This is a genomic window from Aquitalea sp. FJL05, from assembly GCF_003852595.1.
Taxonomy (GTDB): Bacteria; Pseudomonadota; Gammaproteobacteria; order Burkholderiales; family Chromobacteriaceae; genus Aquitalea; species Aquitalea aquatilis.
On record NZ_QAJS01000018.1, the window covers coordinates 237205 to 253908 of the forward strand.

At 62.4% G+C, this 16704-nt stretch carries 14 protein-coding genes; 9 read left to right on the forward strand and 5 right to left on the reverse strand.

Translation table 11 applies throughout. The features are described 5' to 3' along the window. Positions 1–2 precede the first annotated feature (2 nt). The 3 genes from DBR44_RS17655 (at position 3) to DBR44_RS17665 (ending at position 2529) form a co-directional block, all read left to right on the forward strand. Positions 3–1055: a sensor histidine kinase gene (locus DBR44_RS17655; RefSeq protein ID WP_199731092.1), complete on the forward strand. Its 1053-nt coding sequence runs from the start codon at positions 3–5 to the stop codon at positions 1053–1055. Between the two features lie 17 nt (positions 1056–1072). Further along, positions 1073–1651: a TMEM175 family protein gene (locus DBR44_RS17660; protein WP_124645304.1), complete on the forward strand. Its 579-nt coding sequence runs from the start codon at positions 1073–1075 to the stop codon at positions 1649–1651. Positions 1652–1716: 65 nt separating this feature from the next. After that, positions 1717–2529 carry an FkbM family methyltransferase gene (locus tag DBR44_RS17665; RefSeq protein WP_124645305.1) on the forward strand — a complete coding sequence of 271 codons (813 nt, stop codon included), beginning with the start codon at positions 1717–1719 and terminating at the stop codon, positions 2527–2529. 12 nt (positions 2530–2541) lie between these two features. On the opposite strand, the gene DBR44_RS17670 is transcribed toward DBR44_RS17665, so the two are convergent. After that, positions 2542–4566 (reverse strand): FAD-dependent oxidoreductase, encoded by a 2025-nt coding sequence (locus DBR44_RS17670; RefSeq protein ID WP_233578645.1) that lies wholly within the window; start codon positions 4564–4566, stop codon positions 2542–2544. A 105-nt stretch (positions 4567–4671) separates the two neighbouring features. Here DBR44_RS17670 and DBR44_RS17675 point away from each other — a divergent pair, with 105 nt between their 5' ends. Both DBR44_RS17675 and DBR44_RS17680 read left to right on the forward strand, forming a co-directional pair. Then, positions 4672–5259, forward strand: a complete 588-nt coding sequence (locus tag DBR44_RS17675) for a cupin domain-containing protein (protein WP_124645306.1) — start codon at positions 4672–4674, stop codon at positions 5257–5259. Between the two features lie 114 nt (positions 5260–5373). Next, a complete protein-coding gene (locus DBR44_RS17680) occupies positions 5374–6414 on the forward strand; it encodes an ABC transporter substrate-binding protein (RefSeq protein ID WP_124645307.1) in 1041 nt (346 codons plus the stop codon). 34 nt (positions 6415–6448) lie between these two features. Here the strand turns inward: DBR44_RS17680 and DBR44_RS17685 are convergent, their stop codons facing one another. From DBR44_RS17685 to ppc, 4 genes are all read right to left on the reverse strand, one after another. Further along, positions 6449–6805 (reverse strand): cytochrome c family protein, encoded by a 357-nt coding sequence (locus DBR44_RS17685; protein WP_124645308.1) that lies wholly within the window; start codon positions 6803–6805, stop codon positions 6449–6451. Between the two features lie 52 nt (positions 6806–6857). After that, complete coding sequence (locus DBR44_RS17690) at positions 6858–8615, reverse strand: GMC family oxidoreductase (protein WP_124645309.1); 1758 nt, start codon at positions 8613–8615, stop codon at positions 6858–6860. Between the two features lie 10 nt (positions 8616–8625). Continuing rightward, positions 8626–9396 carry a gluconate 2-dehydrogenase subunit 3 family protein gene (locus tag DBR44_RS17695; RefSeq protein WP_199731093.1) on the reverse strand — a complete coding sequence of 257 codons (771 nt, stop codon included), beginning with the start codon at positions 9394–9396 and terminating at the stop codon, positions 8626–8628. A gap of 353 nt (positions 9397–9749) precedes the next feature. After that, complete coding sequence (gene ppc / locus DBR44_RS17700; RefSeq protein ID WP_124645310.1) at positions 9750–12449, reverse strand: phosphoenolpyruvate carboxylase; 2700 nt, start codon at positions 12447–12449, stop codon at positions 9750–9752. A 348-nt stretch (positions 12450–12797) separates the two neighbouring features. On the opposite strand from ppc, the gene hemC reads away from it, so the two are divergent. The 4 genes from hemC to DBR44_RS17720 are packed head-to-tail and all read left to right on the forward strand — an operon-like array spanning position 12798 to position 16695. After that, the gene (hemC, locus tag DBR44_RS17705; RefSeq protein ID WP_124645311.1) at positions 12798–13727 is read left to right on the forward strand and encodes a hydroxymethylbilane synthase; all 930 of its coding nucleotides are present in this window, start codon (positions 12798–12800) and stop codon (positions 13725–13727) included. Further along, positions 13724–14464, forward strand: coding sequence for a uroporphyrinogen-III synthase (locus DBR44_RS17710; RefSeq protein ID WP_124645312.1), 741 nt, complete (start codon positions 13724–13726; stop codon positions 14462–14464). The genes hemC and DBR44_RS17710 overlap by 4 nt, the downstream gene beginning before the upstream one ends. Further along, positions 14461–15483, forward strand: coding sequence for a uroporphyrinogen-III C-methyltransferase (locus DBR44_RS17715; RefSeq protein WP_124645313.1), 1023 nt, complete (start codon positions 14461–14463; stop codon positions 15481–15483). Before DBR44_RS17710 ends, DBR44_RS17715 begins: the two co-directional genes overlap by 4 nt. Before the next feature lie 3 nt (positions 15484–15486). Next, positions 15487–16695 (forward strand): heme biosynthesis protein HemY, encoded by a 1209-nt coding sequence (locus DBR44_RS17720; RefSeq protein ID WP_124645314.1) that lies wholly within the window; start codon positions 15487–15489, stop codon positions 16693–16695. Positions 16696–16704 lie beyond the last annotated feature (9 nt).

The window sequence follows — 16704 nt, forward strand, 5'->3', positions numbered from 1 at the left end:
GCTTGCTATCATTGAGATACCTGTCCATTGCACCCGACCCCATGCGCCAGCCTCCGCGACAACACCCGGTCTTTGCCATCCCCGACTTTCGCAATCTGGGGGTGATGCTGCGCATCCTGCTATCACTCAATCTGCTGCTGTTATGCAGCGCCGTTTTCCTGCCGGATGGCGATACGCTGACCGGGCGCATCCTGAGCCGGGCCAGCTGGGTGGAGCCCTCACTGCTGCTGAGCCTGGGCCTGCTCGGCCTGCTGTCACCCTGGCTGGGCCGGCAGCGGCGGGGCAACTGGCTGGTGGTGGCGCTGTGCATGCTGTGTGTGCTGGTACAGGATCGCCTGCTCAACGCACTGGAATTGCCACGACTGGAGCGGCCGCTATTGGCCGGCCTGCTGGCGATCCTGCTGCTGCATTACTTCAGCCTGCGCCAGCGGGCGCTGTCGCCGGCATTGGGCGAGGCCAGGCTGGCGGCACTGCAGGCACGCATTCGCCCGCACTTCCTGTTCAACAGCCTGAATGCCGCCATCGCGCTGATCCGCTCGCGGCCGGAAAAAGCGGAAATGGTGCTGGAAAACCTGGCCGACCTGTTTCGCGCCCAGATGGCCGATCCCGGCCATACCTCCAGCCTGGAACGGGAAATCGAACTGGCCAAGATGTATCTGGCCATCGAAAGCGAACGGCTGGGCCAGCGCCTGAACGTGGTGTGGGACATCCAGGCCGCACTGGATGCCAGCCTGCCGCCGCTGCTCTTGCAACCGCTGGTGGAAAACGCCGTGCACCATGGCGTGGAGCGCTGCGGCAAGGGCGGTGAAATCCGTATCCGCGCCCAGCTCAAAAGCGGCCAGCTGTTGCTGAGCGTCAGCAATCCGCTGGCCGGGCAGGGCGAGCCGCATCGTGGCAACCGCATGGCGCTGGACAATCTGCGCGAACGGCTGGAGCTGTTTTACGACGCCGAGGCCTCCTTGCAGGTGGCCGCTGCCGACGGCCAGTACCACACCCTGATCCGCCTGCCCTACCGCCCCTTGTCCCGCCAGCAACAATCTGCACTGCTGCACTGAACCACTACGGAGCCACCATGGGCAAAAACCGCCTGGAAGCCTTCAGCGATGGCGTGATCGCCATCATCATCACCATCATGGTGCTGGAATTGAAAGTCCCGCACGACACCAGCCTGGCGGCATTGACCGCCTTGTGGCCAGTCTTCCTCAGCTATGTGCTGAGCTTTATCTATGTCGGCATCTACTGGAACAATCACCACCACTTCTACCATGTGGTGCGCCAGGTGGACGGGCGCGTGCTGTGGGCCAATCTGCATCTCTTGTTCTGGCTGTCGCTGCTGCCCTTTGTCACCGGCTGGATGGGGGAAAACCACATGGCCGCACTGCCGGTGGCCCTGTACGGCGTGGTGCTGCTGATGTCCGCGCTGGCCTGGTATCTGATGCAGCGCGCCCTGCTGTGCGTGCCGGGCAACCGTGAAGTGATGACCCAGGCACTGGGCCGCGATCTGAAAGGCAAGCTGTCGCCCTTGTTCTACCTGGCTGGCATCGTGCTGTCCTTCTACCAAAGCTGGCTGGGGGCCGCCATCTACGGCCTGCTGGCGCTGTGGTGGCTGGTGCCGGACCGCCGCATGGAGCAGGCACAGCCGGGGCATTAAAACGTCATATCCGGGGGCGGGCGGCTTACGGCATAATGCCCGCTTACTTGCAATGGACTTTCGCCATGAAAAACATTCCGCGCCCCGCTCCCTTCATGCTGCTGTCCACCAACCACGGCAGCATGATCGTCAACCGCAACGACTTCGCCCCTTCCGACGGCGAATCCTATGGCGTCGGCTACCAGTTGATGACACAAAGCGGCTACGAGCAGGAGGAAGTGGATTTCGTGCTGGCCTTGCTGGCCAGTTGCCTGCGTGATCGTGGCGAAGGGGTGCTGGCCATCGACTGCGGTGCCAATATCGGCGTGCACACCATCGAGATGGCCCGCTTCATGTATACCTGGGGCCATGTCGTCGCCTTTGAGGCGCAGGAAAAAATCTACTACGCGCTGTGCGGCAATATCGCCCTCAACAACTGTCTGAACGTCAATGCGCTCAACTCGGCCGTGGGCGCCAGCTGCGGGCAGATCGACATTCCCGAACCGGACTACCTGCGCCCCGGTTCTTTTGGCAGCGTGGAGTTGCAACAGTCGGCCAGCAATGAATTCATCGGCCAGACGCTGGATTACCAGCACCGCACCATCCGCATCGATCTGATCAGCCTGGATTCGCTTGGCCTGCAACGCATCGACTTCATCAAGATCGACGTGGAAGGCATGGAAGATCAGGTGTTGCAGGGGGCGGAACAGTCCATCCGCCGCTGCCGGCCACTGATTTTCATGGAAATCATCAAGTCGGACATGACGGTGATCCGCCCCTGGCTGGAGGCGCTGGGCTACCAGCTGTATTCGGCCGGCGTCAATGTGCTGGCGGTGCATCAGGACGATGCACTGATCCCGCACCTGAAAAACGAAGGCGGCCGCCTGCAACTGGTGTAGCCCTGTGCCCGGCTAGAGCTGCCAGGCCAGCCGGGTGGCTTCGTAAATGGCCTCTTCGGCAGTACGCGGGGCCAGACAGTCGCCAATGGCATGAATCTCCAGAGCCAGGCCGTCCAGCTGCTGGCGTAGTGCATCCACCGGCTGCAAGGGCTGGCACAGCACCAGCGTGTCCACCCCCTCGCACAGCATGGCTTCCTCGCTGGCGGTATGTTGCAGATAGACGGTGTCCTCGTCCACGCCATACAGCCGGGCATAGGGAATGATCGCCACCTGCAGACGATGCAGCTGGGCTGCCAGCTGGTCGCGTACATACATTTGCAGCGCCTGCCCCATATGGGTGGCATTGACCGCCAGCGTGACCTGATGACCAGACTGCGCCAACCGGATCGCCAGCCCCGGCCCAAGCCAGTCGGCACGCCAGTCCGCCACCACCACGCGGCTGCCCGGGCGTGCCCCCTGCAGCAGCGCCCAGCCGTCCAGCAGCTGCATGCCGCCGCTGATTTCCAGCCGGGGCGGCGCAGGGCGGGCTCCGGTCGCCAGGATCAGCACCTCGGCACCCTGCTGCTGTACCAGCGCCCGGTCTACCGTCTGGCCCAGCCGCACCTGTACACCCGCCTGTTGCAGCTCGTAGTGCAGATTGGTCAGCAGGCCACCGAACTCTGCCCGCCCCGGCAATTGCTGCGCCAGCAATACCTGTCCGCCCAGCTGGCTGCCCGCCTCGTACAGCGTGACCTGATGGCCGCGCTGCGCCGCGATCACCGCCGCCTTCATGCCGGCCGGCCCGCCGCCCACCACCATCACCCGGCGGGATGTCGCGGCTGCTTGCAAGTCGCCAAATTGCAGCTCGCGCCCGGACACCGGGTTCTGGATGCAGGAAATCGGCAGGCCACGGTGAAAACGACCGATGCATGCCTGATTACAGCCAATACAGGCGCGAATGGCATCCGCCTGGTCTTGCACCACCTTATTGGGCAGCTCCGGGTCGCAAATCAGCGCCCGCGTCATGCCACAGGCATCCACCACGCCATCGGCCAGCAACTGCTCGGCCTCTTGCGGCTGGTTGATCCGGCCGGCCAGGACCAGGGGAATGTCCAGCTGCCGACGGAAACGCCCCGCCTGCCCGGCCAGATAGGCGGCCGGGTAGGCCATGGGCGGAGCAATATGCACCGCCCCGCCCAGGCTGGCCGAGGTGCCGGCCACCAGGCTGACATAATCCAGCTCGGCCTGTATCGCCACGCAGGCAGCCAGCGCCTCGTTCTCCTCCAGCCCCTCGGCATCGCACTCCCCGGCAGAAATACGCAGGCCCACCACGCAGTCCGCGTCCACCTCTGCGCGGATCGCCGCCACGACCTCGCGCAAAAAGTGCAGCCGGGCTGCGGCATCACCGCCATAGCCATCGCTGCGCTGGTTGAGCCGGGGATTGAGAAACTGCGCCGGCAGATAACCATGGCTGGCCACGATCTCGACACCATCCACGCCGGCCGCGCGAATACGCCGCGCGGCCGCGGCATAGCCCGCCACGATTTCAGCGATTTGCGCCGTGGTCAGCGCCCGCGCCACCACATGAAAGCGCTCGCTGGCACAGCGTGAAGCAGAATAGGCCACCGCCTGCATGCCGTCGGCGGTTTCCATGATTTCACTGCCGGGATGAAACAGCTGGGCAAACACCCTTGCCCCCTCGGCCTGCACCGCCGTGGCCAGTGCCCGATAGCCGGCAATGCAGCCATCGTCGGTGGCCATCAGCGCGTGCGAGGTATAGCGCGCACTCTCATGCACACCGGACACCTGCAGCACGATCAGGCCGACACCGCCCCGTGCCCGCGCCTGATGATAGGCAATCAATGCCGGGCTGACCTGGCAGTCAACCGGCAGCACGGTATCGTGACCGGTGGAGACAATGCGGTTGCGCAAGGTGACACTGCCAATGCGCAAGGGTGACAAGAGTTGGGGAAACTGGCTGGGCATGGTGTCTCCGGGCAAGGTAGGCCGAGCAGCACGGATTTCGCGCTGGGCTTGCGCCGCCAGGCATGGCAACATGCATGCATCCTGAGCAACGCGTATTTTAATTTTGCTTAAATTAAAATAATTTGCAAATTTTTTTAATGGCTATTCTGACAGCTACTCTTGCCTGATAAATCCATCGTGAACCACTCCGCCTCTACCCCGACTGATGACAACACCTTGCAGCTTGGCCAGCGCATCCGTGAGTTGCGTAAACGTCAAGGCTTAACCCTGGCCAATCTGGCAGAAAGTAGCGGGCTTTCCATCGGCCATATCAGCCTGATCGAACGCAATCGCACCCAACCCTCCATCAATGCCCTGCTTAGCCTGTCCCGCAGCCTGGGCGTAACCGTACAGTGGTTTTTCCACGGGCCCGAAACCCTGATCGCCGAAGAAAAAGATTATGTAGTCCGGCATAAGCAAAGGCTGCGGCTCGATTACCAACACGGTTTTGTCGATCACCTGCTGACCCCGCGGAGCCAGCGTCAGCTGGAAATGATCCACAGCCTGATTCCTCCCGGAGCCTCCAGCGAGGAAAGTTACAGCCACCAAGGCGAGGAAGCCGGTTTTGTCCTGAAAGGTTCGCTGGAGTTGCAGGTTGGCGCACGCCAGTTCCATCTGGAGACAGGCGATAGCTTTGCCTTTTCCAGCCAGGAAGCACACAGCTATCGCAACCCCGGCACCAGCGACACCATCGTCATCTGGGTGATTACACCACCTGGCTACTGATTTTTATACATACTAAAATTTATTTTATATTTTTTTAATAAGACATAAACTCCTGGAACACACAACACCGGCATCCGTCAAGGGAAGTTGCCGGACATAACAGGAGGAGATGTCATGTTGAGTATTTACCACCGCCGCGTGCTAGCCAGCCTACTCGCCCTGTGCAGTCTGCCCGCTCTTGCCCGCGATCTGGTTGTCGTGTCCTACGGCGGCCCCAATAAGGACGCACAAGTCACGGCCTATTACCAACCCTTCCAGCAGGAAACATCCTTGCGCGTCATCCCAAGCACCTGGAATGGCGAAGCGGCCAAGATCAAGGCCATGGTGGATAGCCGCAATGTCAGCTGGGATGTGGTGGAAGTGGATGCAACCCTACAAGGCCGAGGCTGTGATGAGGGCTTATTCGAGCGCCTGGACAGCAAGCTGTTTGGCAATAAAGCCGATTTTCTACCGGAAACCATGCAGCCCTGTGCCATGGGCATGTTCATCTCCTCCACCCTGCTGGCCTATAACGCCGACAAACTGAAAACCGCACCGCGACACTGGCAGGACTTCTGGGATACCAAGCGTTTTCCCGGCAAGCGTGCCATGCGCCGTGGCGCGCAATACACGCTGGAAATTGCCCTGATGGCGGACGGTGTCAGCCCAGACAAGGTCTACCAGACGCTATCCTCTGCTGCCGGCGTCGAGCGCGCCTTCAAAAAACTGGACCAGATCAAACCATTCATCCAATGGTGGGAAGCTGGAGCCCAGCCCGCCCAGTATCTGTTGGCGGGTGATGTGGTGATGAGCACGGCCTATAACGGACGCATTAGCAATGCCCGCAAGGAAGGACGCAATTTGCGAGCGGTGTGGCTCAACAACATCTACGAAATGGATTACTGGGCCATTCCCAAAGGCTCGTCTAACAAGGCAGCTGCACTGCGTTTTATCAGCCTCGCCAGCCGTTCCAGCCAGCAGAAACGGTTTGCCGAGCAGATTGCCTACGGCCCCACCAATAACAAGGCGCTGACCCAGCTATCACCGGCGGCACTGGCCGACCTGCCCAGTGCCCCACAAAACCAGCGCACGGCGCTGGCGTTGGATTACCGCTTCTGGATCGACCATGGCGAATCGCTGGAACAGCGTTTCAATAGCTGGGTTGGGCGTAAATAAATTAAGGGTCCGTCAGTAATCTGACGGACCCATCTCATTGCAGTGTTGCCAGATAATTGACAATGGCGGCACGCTGGCCGGCATCCGGCACGCCAGCAAACGGCATCACATTGCCGGGTACTGCTTGCTGCGGATTGGCCAGATAGGCGGACAACAAGGCCTTGTCCCAACTCTTGCCCAGGGTTTTCATGGCGCGGCTGTAACGAAAACCCGGAGAGCTACCGACCTTGCGTCCGATAATCCCTTTCAGGCTGGGGCCGACACCATTGCTACCGTTCACGCTGTGACAGGCGGCGCACTGCGCAAAGGCAGCCGGTGCAGTAGCCGGGCTATCGGCAAAGACGGGCAAGGAAAGCAATAGCAGGCCAGTCGCCAACAAAATGGTACGCATTGGAATCTCCTTCTGTGGACAAGGGCCGCACTCTGCGGGCAGCCCGATAGTATTACAAGCGACCAGGGCGTTGCAGATAACGCAGCAGATCGTCACCCAGACGCAGGGCCAGTGCCGCCAGTGGGCCGGTAGGGTTGTAGCCGGAGTTGTGTGGATAGACCGATGCGCCCACGACAAACAGGTTATGGGCATCCCAGTGCTGCAGATGGGGTGACACCACGCTGTTATGCGCTGACTCGCCCATGATGGTGCCGCCCACGATATGGGTGGTCTGGTAGAGACGGCTGTCAAACGGCGTAATCAGCGGCTGCAACCTGCCCACTTGGTCGGCACCGCAGGCGTTGGCAATCTCCATCATCTTGCCACTGACGAAACGGGCCATTTTTTGCTCGTTGTCGCGGAAGTCGAAGGTCATGTGCACCAGCGGCCGGCCGAATACATCACGATAGGTGGGGTCCAGGCTGAGGTAATTGCCACGATTGGGGTAGCAGCTGCCCTCGATGCCCAGCGACATGGAGTGGGCATACCAGTCGGCATTGGCCTGTTTCCAGGCAGTCCCCCAGCGTGGTATGCCATCCGGCACGCGTCGGCTCTTGATTGGCCGGCCGCCAAACTGCCAGCCCTGAATGGTGGCACCACCCAGAAAGCCCAGCCCGGTGTGGTCGAAGTTATCGTTGTTGAAATCGTCGATCACCATCTGGGTACTGCCGCTGGCCAGGTAGGGATTGAACCATTTGTCCTTGAAGAACAGATCCACCCCGGCGTTCACCTGATAGCAGAAATTCTTGCCCACCACACCGCTGTTGCTGACCGGGTCGTAAGGTTTGCCGATCTTACTGTGCAGCAGCAACTGGGTATTGCTCATGGTAAAGGCCGCCAGCACCACCACCTCGGCCGGCTGTTCGTATTCCTCCCCGGTGAGCAAATCCAGACAATGCACGGCCGTGGCCCGCTTGCCGTGACTGTCGTAACGCAGCCCGAGTACCTGGGTATTGAGTCGAACCTCAAAACTCTTGCGCTGACGCAGCATGGGGTAGAGCAGCACCTGTGGCGAACCCTTGGCATTGGCTTCGCAGATGAAACGCTCGCAATGACCGCAGTACTGGCACTGCCCCAGTTTCTGCCCATCCGGATTGGTATACGCACCGGAAGAGTTGGCCGCGGCTTGCGGAAACGGGTGATAGCCCAGTTTTTCGCAGGCGGTTTTGAATACCTGGCCCGACTCCAGAATATGCAAAGGTGCTTGCGGGTACTCACCTCGCCGCGCTGCTTCAAATGGGTTGCCACCCTCCTGTTTTTGGCCCTTGATGTTACCCGCCTTGCCAGACAGACCAAACAGGCGCTCGAACAGATCGTGGTAGGGCTCCATCTCGGCGTAGCTCACCCCCCAGTCCTGCAAGGGCATGTCGGCCGGAATGGCCTGCTTGCCATAACGCTGGATAGTGTGGCTGCGCAGTTGCGGGTCATATTCCGCCCAGCGGTAAAGGTGGCCATTCCAGTGGTTGCCAGCCCCACCCAGCCCCTGGCCCGGCAGGAAGGACTCCATCCAGCGCACCGGCAAGGCAGTCTGGCCATGCTGATGGCGCAACGTGTAAGTTTCGCGTGACCAGTCCTGCATCAGCCCCTGGCGCACCGCCCAGCGCAGCTCGTCACGCTGGTTGGGCAGGCTCGATTCAGGGCCCTTGCGGTGATCCCCACCGCGCTCCAGCACCAGTACCTCGCAGCCCTTGGCCGTCAACTGGCGGGCAATCAGCCCTGCCGTAAGACCACCGCCGACAATCACCACCGTCTTGCTTGCACGTGTTTTCATGCCGGCCTCCTTAGCTGAAATCTGCAATCGATTTGGGCGTGGCACGTCCCGGATAGGGTTTGCCCAGATAATTCACCACATCCAGCGCATGCGTGGCGGGCAGGCCGGGGTAGCCAATCATTTTCCAGAACACCATGCCGACATTGCCGCCGTAGAGTGGATCGGCAAAACAGGCCTCGGTGAACAGCGGATACACCAGATCGTTAAACCAGTGGTCCAGTGCCAGCTGCTCCCCATCCACCGCACCGCCAGCCAGGCGCTGCAAGAAGGCATCGGCCTGGGCCGGAGCAAGCGCGTCGAATAATTGGCCATGCAAGCGCAGGGCTGCACGGTCGGCCTCTGCTACGCCTGCCTTGAAATATTGCTCCGGCGTCAGTGGCAGTTGTGGGCCACTCTGCGGCGCCCCCTGCAGGAAAGGGCCAGCCATATAACGCTTGGCACCCTGGCCAAAACTACCAGCCAGCTGGCGGTCGATATAAATGGCCAAGCCACAATCCACGCCATTGGGCGTGAGAGGGTCGGCTGGGCACATCAGGTTGACCAGCGCTTCGACAAACGCCGCTTCATCCGGGCTGAAACTGGCATAGCCATAGACCGTATTGATTGGTGGGCTGGCGCTGGCCGAGTTGGCAGCAAGGGCATCCTGCCCGGGCAGCAGCAGGGCAGCGGCACTGCCACCCGCCAGCGGCAGGCTGCCGGAGGCGGCGGCCAGCTGTTTGAGGAAAAGGCGACGAGACGTTTGCTGCTCATTAGCGGGGGGCAAATCGACAGGGGCGGTCATTACTTGCTCCTTCCTGTGACGGAGGCAGTGGAACAATATGGGTCGCGCCGCAGTATGCAGCCAGCACAACCAGACAGGAGTCGTCATCGGGCGGACAACTTGCCCCCAGAATGGGTGTCGCCGGATCAGTTGCACAAGCAGCTGACGCCGGCCGCTGGGCAAAAAGGAAAATTCGCCCCGGCTAGGGATGGGATAAGGGCCAGGGCATACATTTTCGGTATGTAAAAAAAGAAAATGCAGCAGCCCGTCGCCAAGCTCCGCCGGTCATAACAATCTGCAGATGTCAGTGCCCCGCCAAAGAAAAACCGCCACGCGAGAGTGGCGGTTTTGTCATTTTCTACCGGAACGACAGCTCAACCGCTGTTACGCAGGCCGGCCGAGGTGCCGTTGATGGTGAGGTGGATGGCGTACAACGCTTCGGCATCGTCCGGGTTTTCGCGCAGACGCTGCAACAGATCAGCCTGCAGCAGGTTGAGCGCATCCAGATAGGGCAGACGGGTTTCCAGGCTGCGATGCAGGGTGGGGTTCTGCTGCAACAGGCTGCTCTGGCCGCTGATGGCGAAGAAAGCATCGTGGGTTTTCTGCCATTCGGCCTCGATCTGGCCAAACAGCTGCTCGGCCAGCGCCCGGTCGGAAACCAGGCCGGCAAAGCGGCGGGCGATGCCCAGGTCGGCCTTGGCCAGCACCTGTTCCATATTGGACAGAATCACCTGGAAGAAGGGCGAGGTGCGGTACAGGCCCTGCAGCCTTGCCAGCCCGGCGTCGCCATGGCCGGCGATGAAGCCGGCAACGGCCGAGCCGAAACCGAACCAGCCCGGCAGCATCACCCGCGACTGCGACCAGGAGAATACCCAGGGAATGGCGCGCAGGTCCTTGATGGAAGCCAGGCTCTTGCGCGAGGCCGGGCGGCTGCCGATATTCAGCTTGGCAATGGCGTTGATCGGCGTGGCTTCCAGGAAGTACTGCATGAAGCCTTCGGTTTCCACCAGCTGGCGATAGGCCTTGAAGGCCGCCTCGGACAGCTCGTCGAATACTTCGCCATCCGCTTCGCAGCTGGGGTGAGTGGTGAGGCTGGCTTCCAGTGTGGCCGCCACCAGCGCTTCCAGATTGCGGGTGCCGATGTCCGGATCGGAATACTTGGAGGCAATCACCTCGCCCTGCTCGGTAATGCGGATACGCCCGGCCACACTGCCGGCCGGCTGCGCCATGATGGCCTCGAAGGACGGGCCGCCGCCACGCCCTACCGAGCCGCCACGGCCGTGGAACAGGCGCAGCTTGACGCCCGCCTTGTCGAAGCTATGCACCAGACGCTGCTCGGCCTTGTACAGCTCCCACTGGCTGGTGAGATAACCGCCGTCCTTGTTGCTGTCGGAATAGCCCAGCATCACTTCCTGCATCATGCCGCGGCTCTTCAGCAGCAACTGGTACCACGGCAGGGCAAACAGCGTGTCCATGATGTCGGTGGCGGCCACCAGGTCGGCAATGGTTTCGAACAGCGGCACCACATTGATGGTGGACACCGGCATGCCATTTTCCAGCCGGATCAAGCCGGTTTCCTTCAGGATCAGCGCCAGCGACAGGATGTCGCTGACGGTGGCGCAATTGGAAATGATGCTCTGGCTAATGGCTTCCTTGCCGAATTGCTGCTGGATCAGCGCCGCTTCGCGGAAGATGGCCAGCTCTTTTTCGGTGTCGGCGCTGTAACTCAGATACGGCGAGTACAACAGCCGCGGGGTGGACAGTTCGCGCAGCAGCACGCGGATGCGCGCCGCCTCATCCAGTGCCGGGTAATGCTCCAGCCCGGCGCTGGAGAACAGCTCGCTCACCACTGCCTCGTGCATGCCGGCAAACTGGCGCAAATCGACCGGCATCAGGAAGAAGCCGAACACCTCTACCGCACGGCGCAGGCGCGCCAGGCGGCCATCGGCCAGCAAGTCGCTGCCATGGGCGATAAGCGAATCAGCCACGGTGGCGAGGTCGGCCTGAAACGCCGAGATATCGTGATAGGGCTCACCCACCGGCCAGCGGCCACGTACCGCCAGCCCCAATTCGGCCGCCTTGCCCAGCAGGCGGGCTTCGATGGTGGCCAAGGCGCGGCGGTAGGGTTCCTGCTCGCGGCTTTCTTTGTTGTCCGGCGTCTGGTCCGACAGCGCCTGCAAGGCCGGGCTGACGGCGACATGGCGCTCGGACAGCGACAGCTCGCGGTACAGGGATGCCAGTTCGGCCAGATATTGTTCGAAAGCCTGGGTGGCTTGCAGGGTGAAGGCGTGGCGCAAGACCGAGGCGTTGACATTGGGGTTGCCATCGCGGTCGCCACCAATCCAGCTGCCAACACGGATAAACGGCGGCAGGGCCGGAACCTGGCCCCAGGCCGCCTCGACTTCCTTGCCCAGACGCTGATACAGCCGTGGCAGGGCGGAGAAGAAAGTCATCGGGTGGTAGGCCACACCGTTCTTGATTTCATCTTCCACCGACAATTTGAAGTGGCGGATTTCCGAGGTTTGCCACATGGACAGGATCACCCGCTTGAGCTTGCCGTCCAGCTCGGTTTCTTCTTCGGGAGTGATGTCAGGCGAACCCAGCTGGCTGAGGAATTTGCGCACAGCACGGTGGCCGTCCAGCACGCTCTGGCGCTGTACCTCGGTGGGATGGGCGGTGAGGATGGCGCCGACATAGGCATCCTGCAGCGTTGCCGACAGCTGGGCAAAGCTGACGCCGTCTTCCTTCAGCCGCGCCAGCGCCCGGTTCAGGCTGCCCTGCTGCGGACGCGAGCCGGCAATCTGGTGCGCACGACGACGACGGGTGTGGTGCAGGTCTTCCGCGATATTGAACAGCTGCGCATACAGGCCACAGGCGCGCACCAGTGCGGTGGTGGCCTTGGGCGACAAGCTGGCCGGCAAGGGCAGCGCGCGCTGTTCCGGCGTGCGCGCGGCAATGGCCTTGACCTCCTGATACACCTCGGGGCCTTCCTGGGCATGCAATACCTCGCCCAACAGGCGGTCCAGCCGCGCCAGGTCGGCACGTAGGGGAAGATCCTTGTCCAGCTCCGTCATGTCCAGTTTCCTTTGTCGAATCGTCTGGCCGGCTTGTCCGCTTGCGGTGCATATGGCACCGGAACCGTGATGACGGCCTTGTGTATGAATGGGATGGCAATCTTCTCAAGACAGGTTGCAACCTGGCTTCAGCAGACTGGCGAACAAACATCATAGGCAGCATTGCCGCTGTAGTGTGTTCATTACCGAATTTTCCTGATTTTTTTCGCACATTTTGTGCACAACAGCAACGGGGGTTGACCCTTGCCCACCACCACCCGGCCAATTGGTTTTCCTTGATCCGACTCCGGGCGTTGCCATGCCTGCATGCTAGAATCGGACGAAAATTCATCGTCAGGAATGCAATTCATGGACAAGATCGTCATCGCCAGCCGCGAAAGCCGGCTCGCCATGTGGCAGGCAGAACACATTCAGGCCCGCCTGCAAGCGCTGTATCCGCACCTTACTGTCGAAATCCTCGGCATGACCACCCAGGGCGACCAGATCCTGGACAAGACCCTGTCCAAGATCGGCGGCAAGGGCCTGTTCGTGAAAGAGCTGGAAGTGGCGCTGGCCGAAGGCCGTGCCGATCTGGCCGTACACTCCATCAAGGATGTGCCCATGGTGCTGCCGGAAGGCTTTGCCCTGGCCGCCATCTGCGAACGCGAAGACCCGCGCGATGCCTTTGTTTCCAACAAGTTTGCCAGCCTGGCCGAGCTGCCGGCCGGCAGCGTGGTGGGCACCTCCAGCCTGCGCCGCGAATCGCAGCTGCGCGCGCGCTACCCGCAACTGGTGATCAAGCCCTTGCGCGGCAATGTGCAAACCCGCCTGCGCAAGCTGGACGAAGGCGAGTACGACGCCATCATTCTGGCGGCAGCCGGCCTCAAGCGCCTGGAGCTGCACGACCGTATCCGGTCAGAACTCGCCCCGTCGGAAAGCCTGCCGGCTGCAGGCCAGGGTGCGCTGGGCATTGAAATCCGTGCCGACCGCGCCGACATGCTGGCCCTGCTGCAGCCGCTGAACCACCCGGACACCCACGCCTGTGTCAGCGCCGAGCGCGCACTGGCGCGTGAACTGGGCGGCAGCTGCCAGGTGCCGCTGGGCGCGTTTGCCACCCTCAGCGACGACGTCATCAGCCTGGGCGGCTTTGTGGCGCATCCGGATGGCTCGGTCATGCTCACCGCAGCCGCCAGCGCCCCGCGCCAGTATGCCGAATCGCTGGGCCGTGCCGTGGCCAAACGCCTGCTGGATGATGGCGCCAAGCCGCTGATCGACGCCGTACTGAAAGACCAGCAATGACAACTGCTGGCCGCCGCATTCTGGTGGCCAGACCGGCCGCGCAAAGCGGCCGCTTGCTGCAACTATTGGCCGCTGCCGGCTGGCAGGGGCAGGCCTTTCCGGTGATGGATATCCAGCCGCAGCCGGAAGCGCTGGCCCAGCTGCCGCAGCAGGCCGCGCAGGCCGACTGGCTGTTTTTTGTCAGCCCCAGCGCCATCGACATGGCCTGGCCTACGCTGCAGGCACAGCCACTCAAGGCACAGCTAGCCTGTGTCGGCCAGGCCAGCGCCCGCCGCCTGGCCACGCTCAGCGGGCAGGACATCCTGTTTCCCACGGCAGGCAGCGACAGCGAAGCCCTGCTGGCCCTGCCGCAGCTGGCTGATGTCGCCGGCCAGCACTGGCTGATCGTGCGTGGCCAGGGCGGCCGTGCCCTGCTGGCCGATACCCTGCGCCAGCGCGGTGCCACGGTGACGCTGGCCGAGGTCTACCAGCGGGTGGATGGCGCACCTGACTGGAGCCTGCTGGATGATGGCCCGCCGGACGCCATGGTGATCACATCCAGTGAAATGGCCGAGCAATTGTTCAGACTGGCTGGTCCGGCAAGAGCCGGGACGTTACAATGCCTTTTGTATTGTGTGCCGCACCCGCGCATTGCCGAACGATTGCAGGCTCTGGGCGCGACACGCATCGTGACAACCCGGGCCGATGACGATGCGCTCGTCGCCGGCCTCAGAGAATGGTTCTCCCGTCACCCATGAGCGAAACCCAGACTGTCGACACCCCCCGTCCGTCCCGCAAAAAACAGCTGAACCTGGCCCTGCTGGTGGCGCTGGCTGCCCTCGGCCTGTCCGGCTGGCAGCTGTACAGCACCCAGCAGGAGCTGACTGCCGCCCGCCAGGAACTGGCTGGCCGGCTGGCTGAAGGTAATGGCGCCTCCAAGGAATTGCGTGGCATGACCGAGCAGGCACTGACCGCCGCCCGCGCCACCGACGCCAAGCTGGCGGTACTGGAAACCCGCGTCAACGAATCCGCTGGCCAGTACGCCACGCTGAACGGCATGTACCAGGAGCTGACCAAAACCCGCAGCGACTGGCTGCTGTCCGAGGTGGAACACACCCTGGCCATTGCCAGCCAGCAGCTGCAACTGGCCGGCAACGTCCCCGCCGCCATTTCCGCCCTGCAGATGGTGGACGCCCGCCTGTCCAAATTCGACCAGCCGCAGCTGATCGCGGTGAAAAAAGCCGTGGCCACTGATCTGGAAAAGCTCAAGGCCCTGCCCTATCTGGACACCGTCGGCCTCACCGTCAAGCTGGACCGGCTGATGCTGTCCGGCGACAGCCTGCCGCTGGTGGTGGATGCGCATCGCCTGCAAGACAAGCGTGCTGCCAAGCCGCTGCCGGCCAGCGCCCCCTTCTGGGAACGCCTGGTGGCCGACATCAGCCAGAGCCTGGGCGAGCTGGTGCACATCCGCCGCATGGACAAGCCCGAAGCGCTGCTGCTGTCGCCTGAGCAGTCCTTCTTCCTGCGGGAAAACCTGAAAATGCGCCTGCTGGATGCCCGCCTGGCACTGATCCAGCGTGACGGCACCACCTTCGATGCCGATGTCAGCGCCGCCCAGTCCTATGTGCTGCGCTACTTCGACAATGACGCGCCGGCCACTCGCCAGTGGCTGTCCACCTTGCTGGAACTGAAAGGTGCGCCACTGTCCGTAACCCTGCCCGACCTCAATGCCAGCCTGAAAGCGGTACGTGATGCTCAGGGCAACAAGGGAGACTGACCGGTGAAATTTGTCATCTGGATTACCGGGCTGTTCGCCCTGGCCGTGCTGGTGGGGCTGGCCTCCACCCTCAATACCGGCTACGCCATCCTGTTTTTGCCGCCCTACCGCATGGAGGTGTCGTTCAACCTGCTGCTACTGGGCATCGTGGCCCTGATTGCGCTGGCTTACGTGGTGATGCGCATCATCAGCATCACCGCCGGCCTGCCCACCGAAGTGCGCCGTTTCCAGCGTCAGAAAAAGCTGAAAGCCGCCCGTCACGCCCTGCGTGAAGCCGGTATCGCCTTTTTTGAAGGCCGTTTCCAGAAAGCCGAGCGCGAAGCGCTCAAGGCCATGGCCGACGAATATGCGCCGGAAAACCGTGCCCTTGCCCTGTTGCTGGCCGCCCGCTCTGCGGGTGCCACCGGCGATCTGGACAAGCGTGACAGCTATCTGCAACAGCTGGATGCCCTGCCGGAACGCCTGCAGCTGGCGCGCCACATGCTGGATGCCGAACTGAAGCTGGAAGCCAAGGACGCGCTGGGCGCACTGGCCGCCATCGAACGTGCCCGCGCCCTGTCGCCCAATCTCACCAATGCCCTGCGCCTGGAGTTGAAAGTCCGCCTGCTGCAACGCCAGCCGGAAGCGGTACTGGCACTGACCGAAAAGCTGCTCAAGGCCGAAGCGCTGGAACCGGCACAGGCCCGCCGTTACCGTCTGGCCGCCTACAGCCAGCAGCTGACCGGCTTTGTCGGTGGCCGCGAAGTGCGCGACTGGCTGCGCCGCATCCCGGACGCCGAACGGCGCAATCCGGTACTGGTCAGCGAAATCGTCAGCCGGCTGATTGCGCTGGAAGACTTCGACTATGCCGCCACCTTGCTGGGCGAGGCGCTGGCCGACGAAGAACAGGCCACGCCGGAACTGGCACGCGAGCTGGGCCAGCTGGCCGAGCGCCTGTCGCCGGAAAAGCGGCTGGAACTGATGCGCGATGCAGAAGGCTGGCTCAAGAGCCGTCCACGCGACCACATGCTGTTGCTGGCGCTGGGCCGTCTGGCGATGAACCAGCAGCTGTGGGGTAAGGCGCAAAGCTATCTGGAAGCCAGCAACTCCATCAGCGCCACGCTGTGTGCCAATGCAGAGCTGGCCCGGCTGTTCGAGGCCACCGGCAAGGAAGAACAGGCCGCGCAGCATTACCACCGCAGCCTGGAGCTGGCACTGGCCAAAGGCGACTGAAGCCTGGCC

Excerpts from the sequence above, each read along its gene's own strand:
- DBR44_RS17660 (WP_124645304.1), top strand. The coding sequence starts at position 1,073 with ATGGGCAAAAACCGCCTGGAAGCCTTCAGCGATGGCGTGATCGCCATC.
- DBR44_RS17665 (WP_124645305.1), top strand. The coding sequence starts at position 1,717 with ATGAAAAACATTCCGCGCCCCGCTCCCTTCATGCTGCTGTCCACCAAC.
- DBR44_RS17670 (WP_233578645.1), bottom strand. The coding sequence starts at position 4,566 with ATGTTGCCATGCCTGGCGGCGCAAGCCCAGCGCGAAATCCGTGCTGCT.
- DBR44_RS17680 (WP_124645307.1), top strand. The coding sequence starts at position 5,374 with ATGTTGAGTATTTACCACCGCCGCGTGCTAGCCAGCCTACTCGCCCTG.
- DBR44_RS17685 (WP_124645308.1), bottom strand. The coding sequence starts at position 6,805 with ATGCGTACCATTTTGTTGGCGACTGGCCTGCTATTGCTTTCCTTGCCC.
- DBR44_RS17690 (WP_124645309.1), bottom strand. The coding sequence starts at position 8,615 with ATGAAAACACGTGCAAGCAAGACGGTGGTGATTGTCGGCGGTGGTCTT.
- DBR44_RS17695 (WP_199731093.1), bottom strand. The coding sequence starts at position 9,396 with ATGACCGCCCCTGTCGATTTGCCCCCCGCTAATGAGCAGCAAACGTCT.
- ppc (WP_124645310.1), bottom strand. The coding sequence starts at position 12,449 with ATGACGGAGCTGGACAAGGATCTTCCCCTACGTGCCGACCTGGCGCGG.
- hemC (WP_124645311.1), top strand. The coding sequence starts at position 12,798 with ATGGACAAGATCGTCATCGCCAGCCGCGAAAGCCGGCTCGCCATGTGG.
- DBR44_RS17710 (WP_124645312.1), top strand. The coding sequence starts at position 13,724 with ATGACAACTGCTGGCCGCCGCATTCTGGTGGCCAGACCGGCCGCGCAA.
- DBR44_RS17715 (WP_124645313.1), top strand. The coding sequence starts at position 14,461 with ATGAGCGAAACCCAGACTGTCGACACCCCCCGTCCGTCCCGCAAAAAA.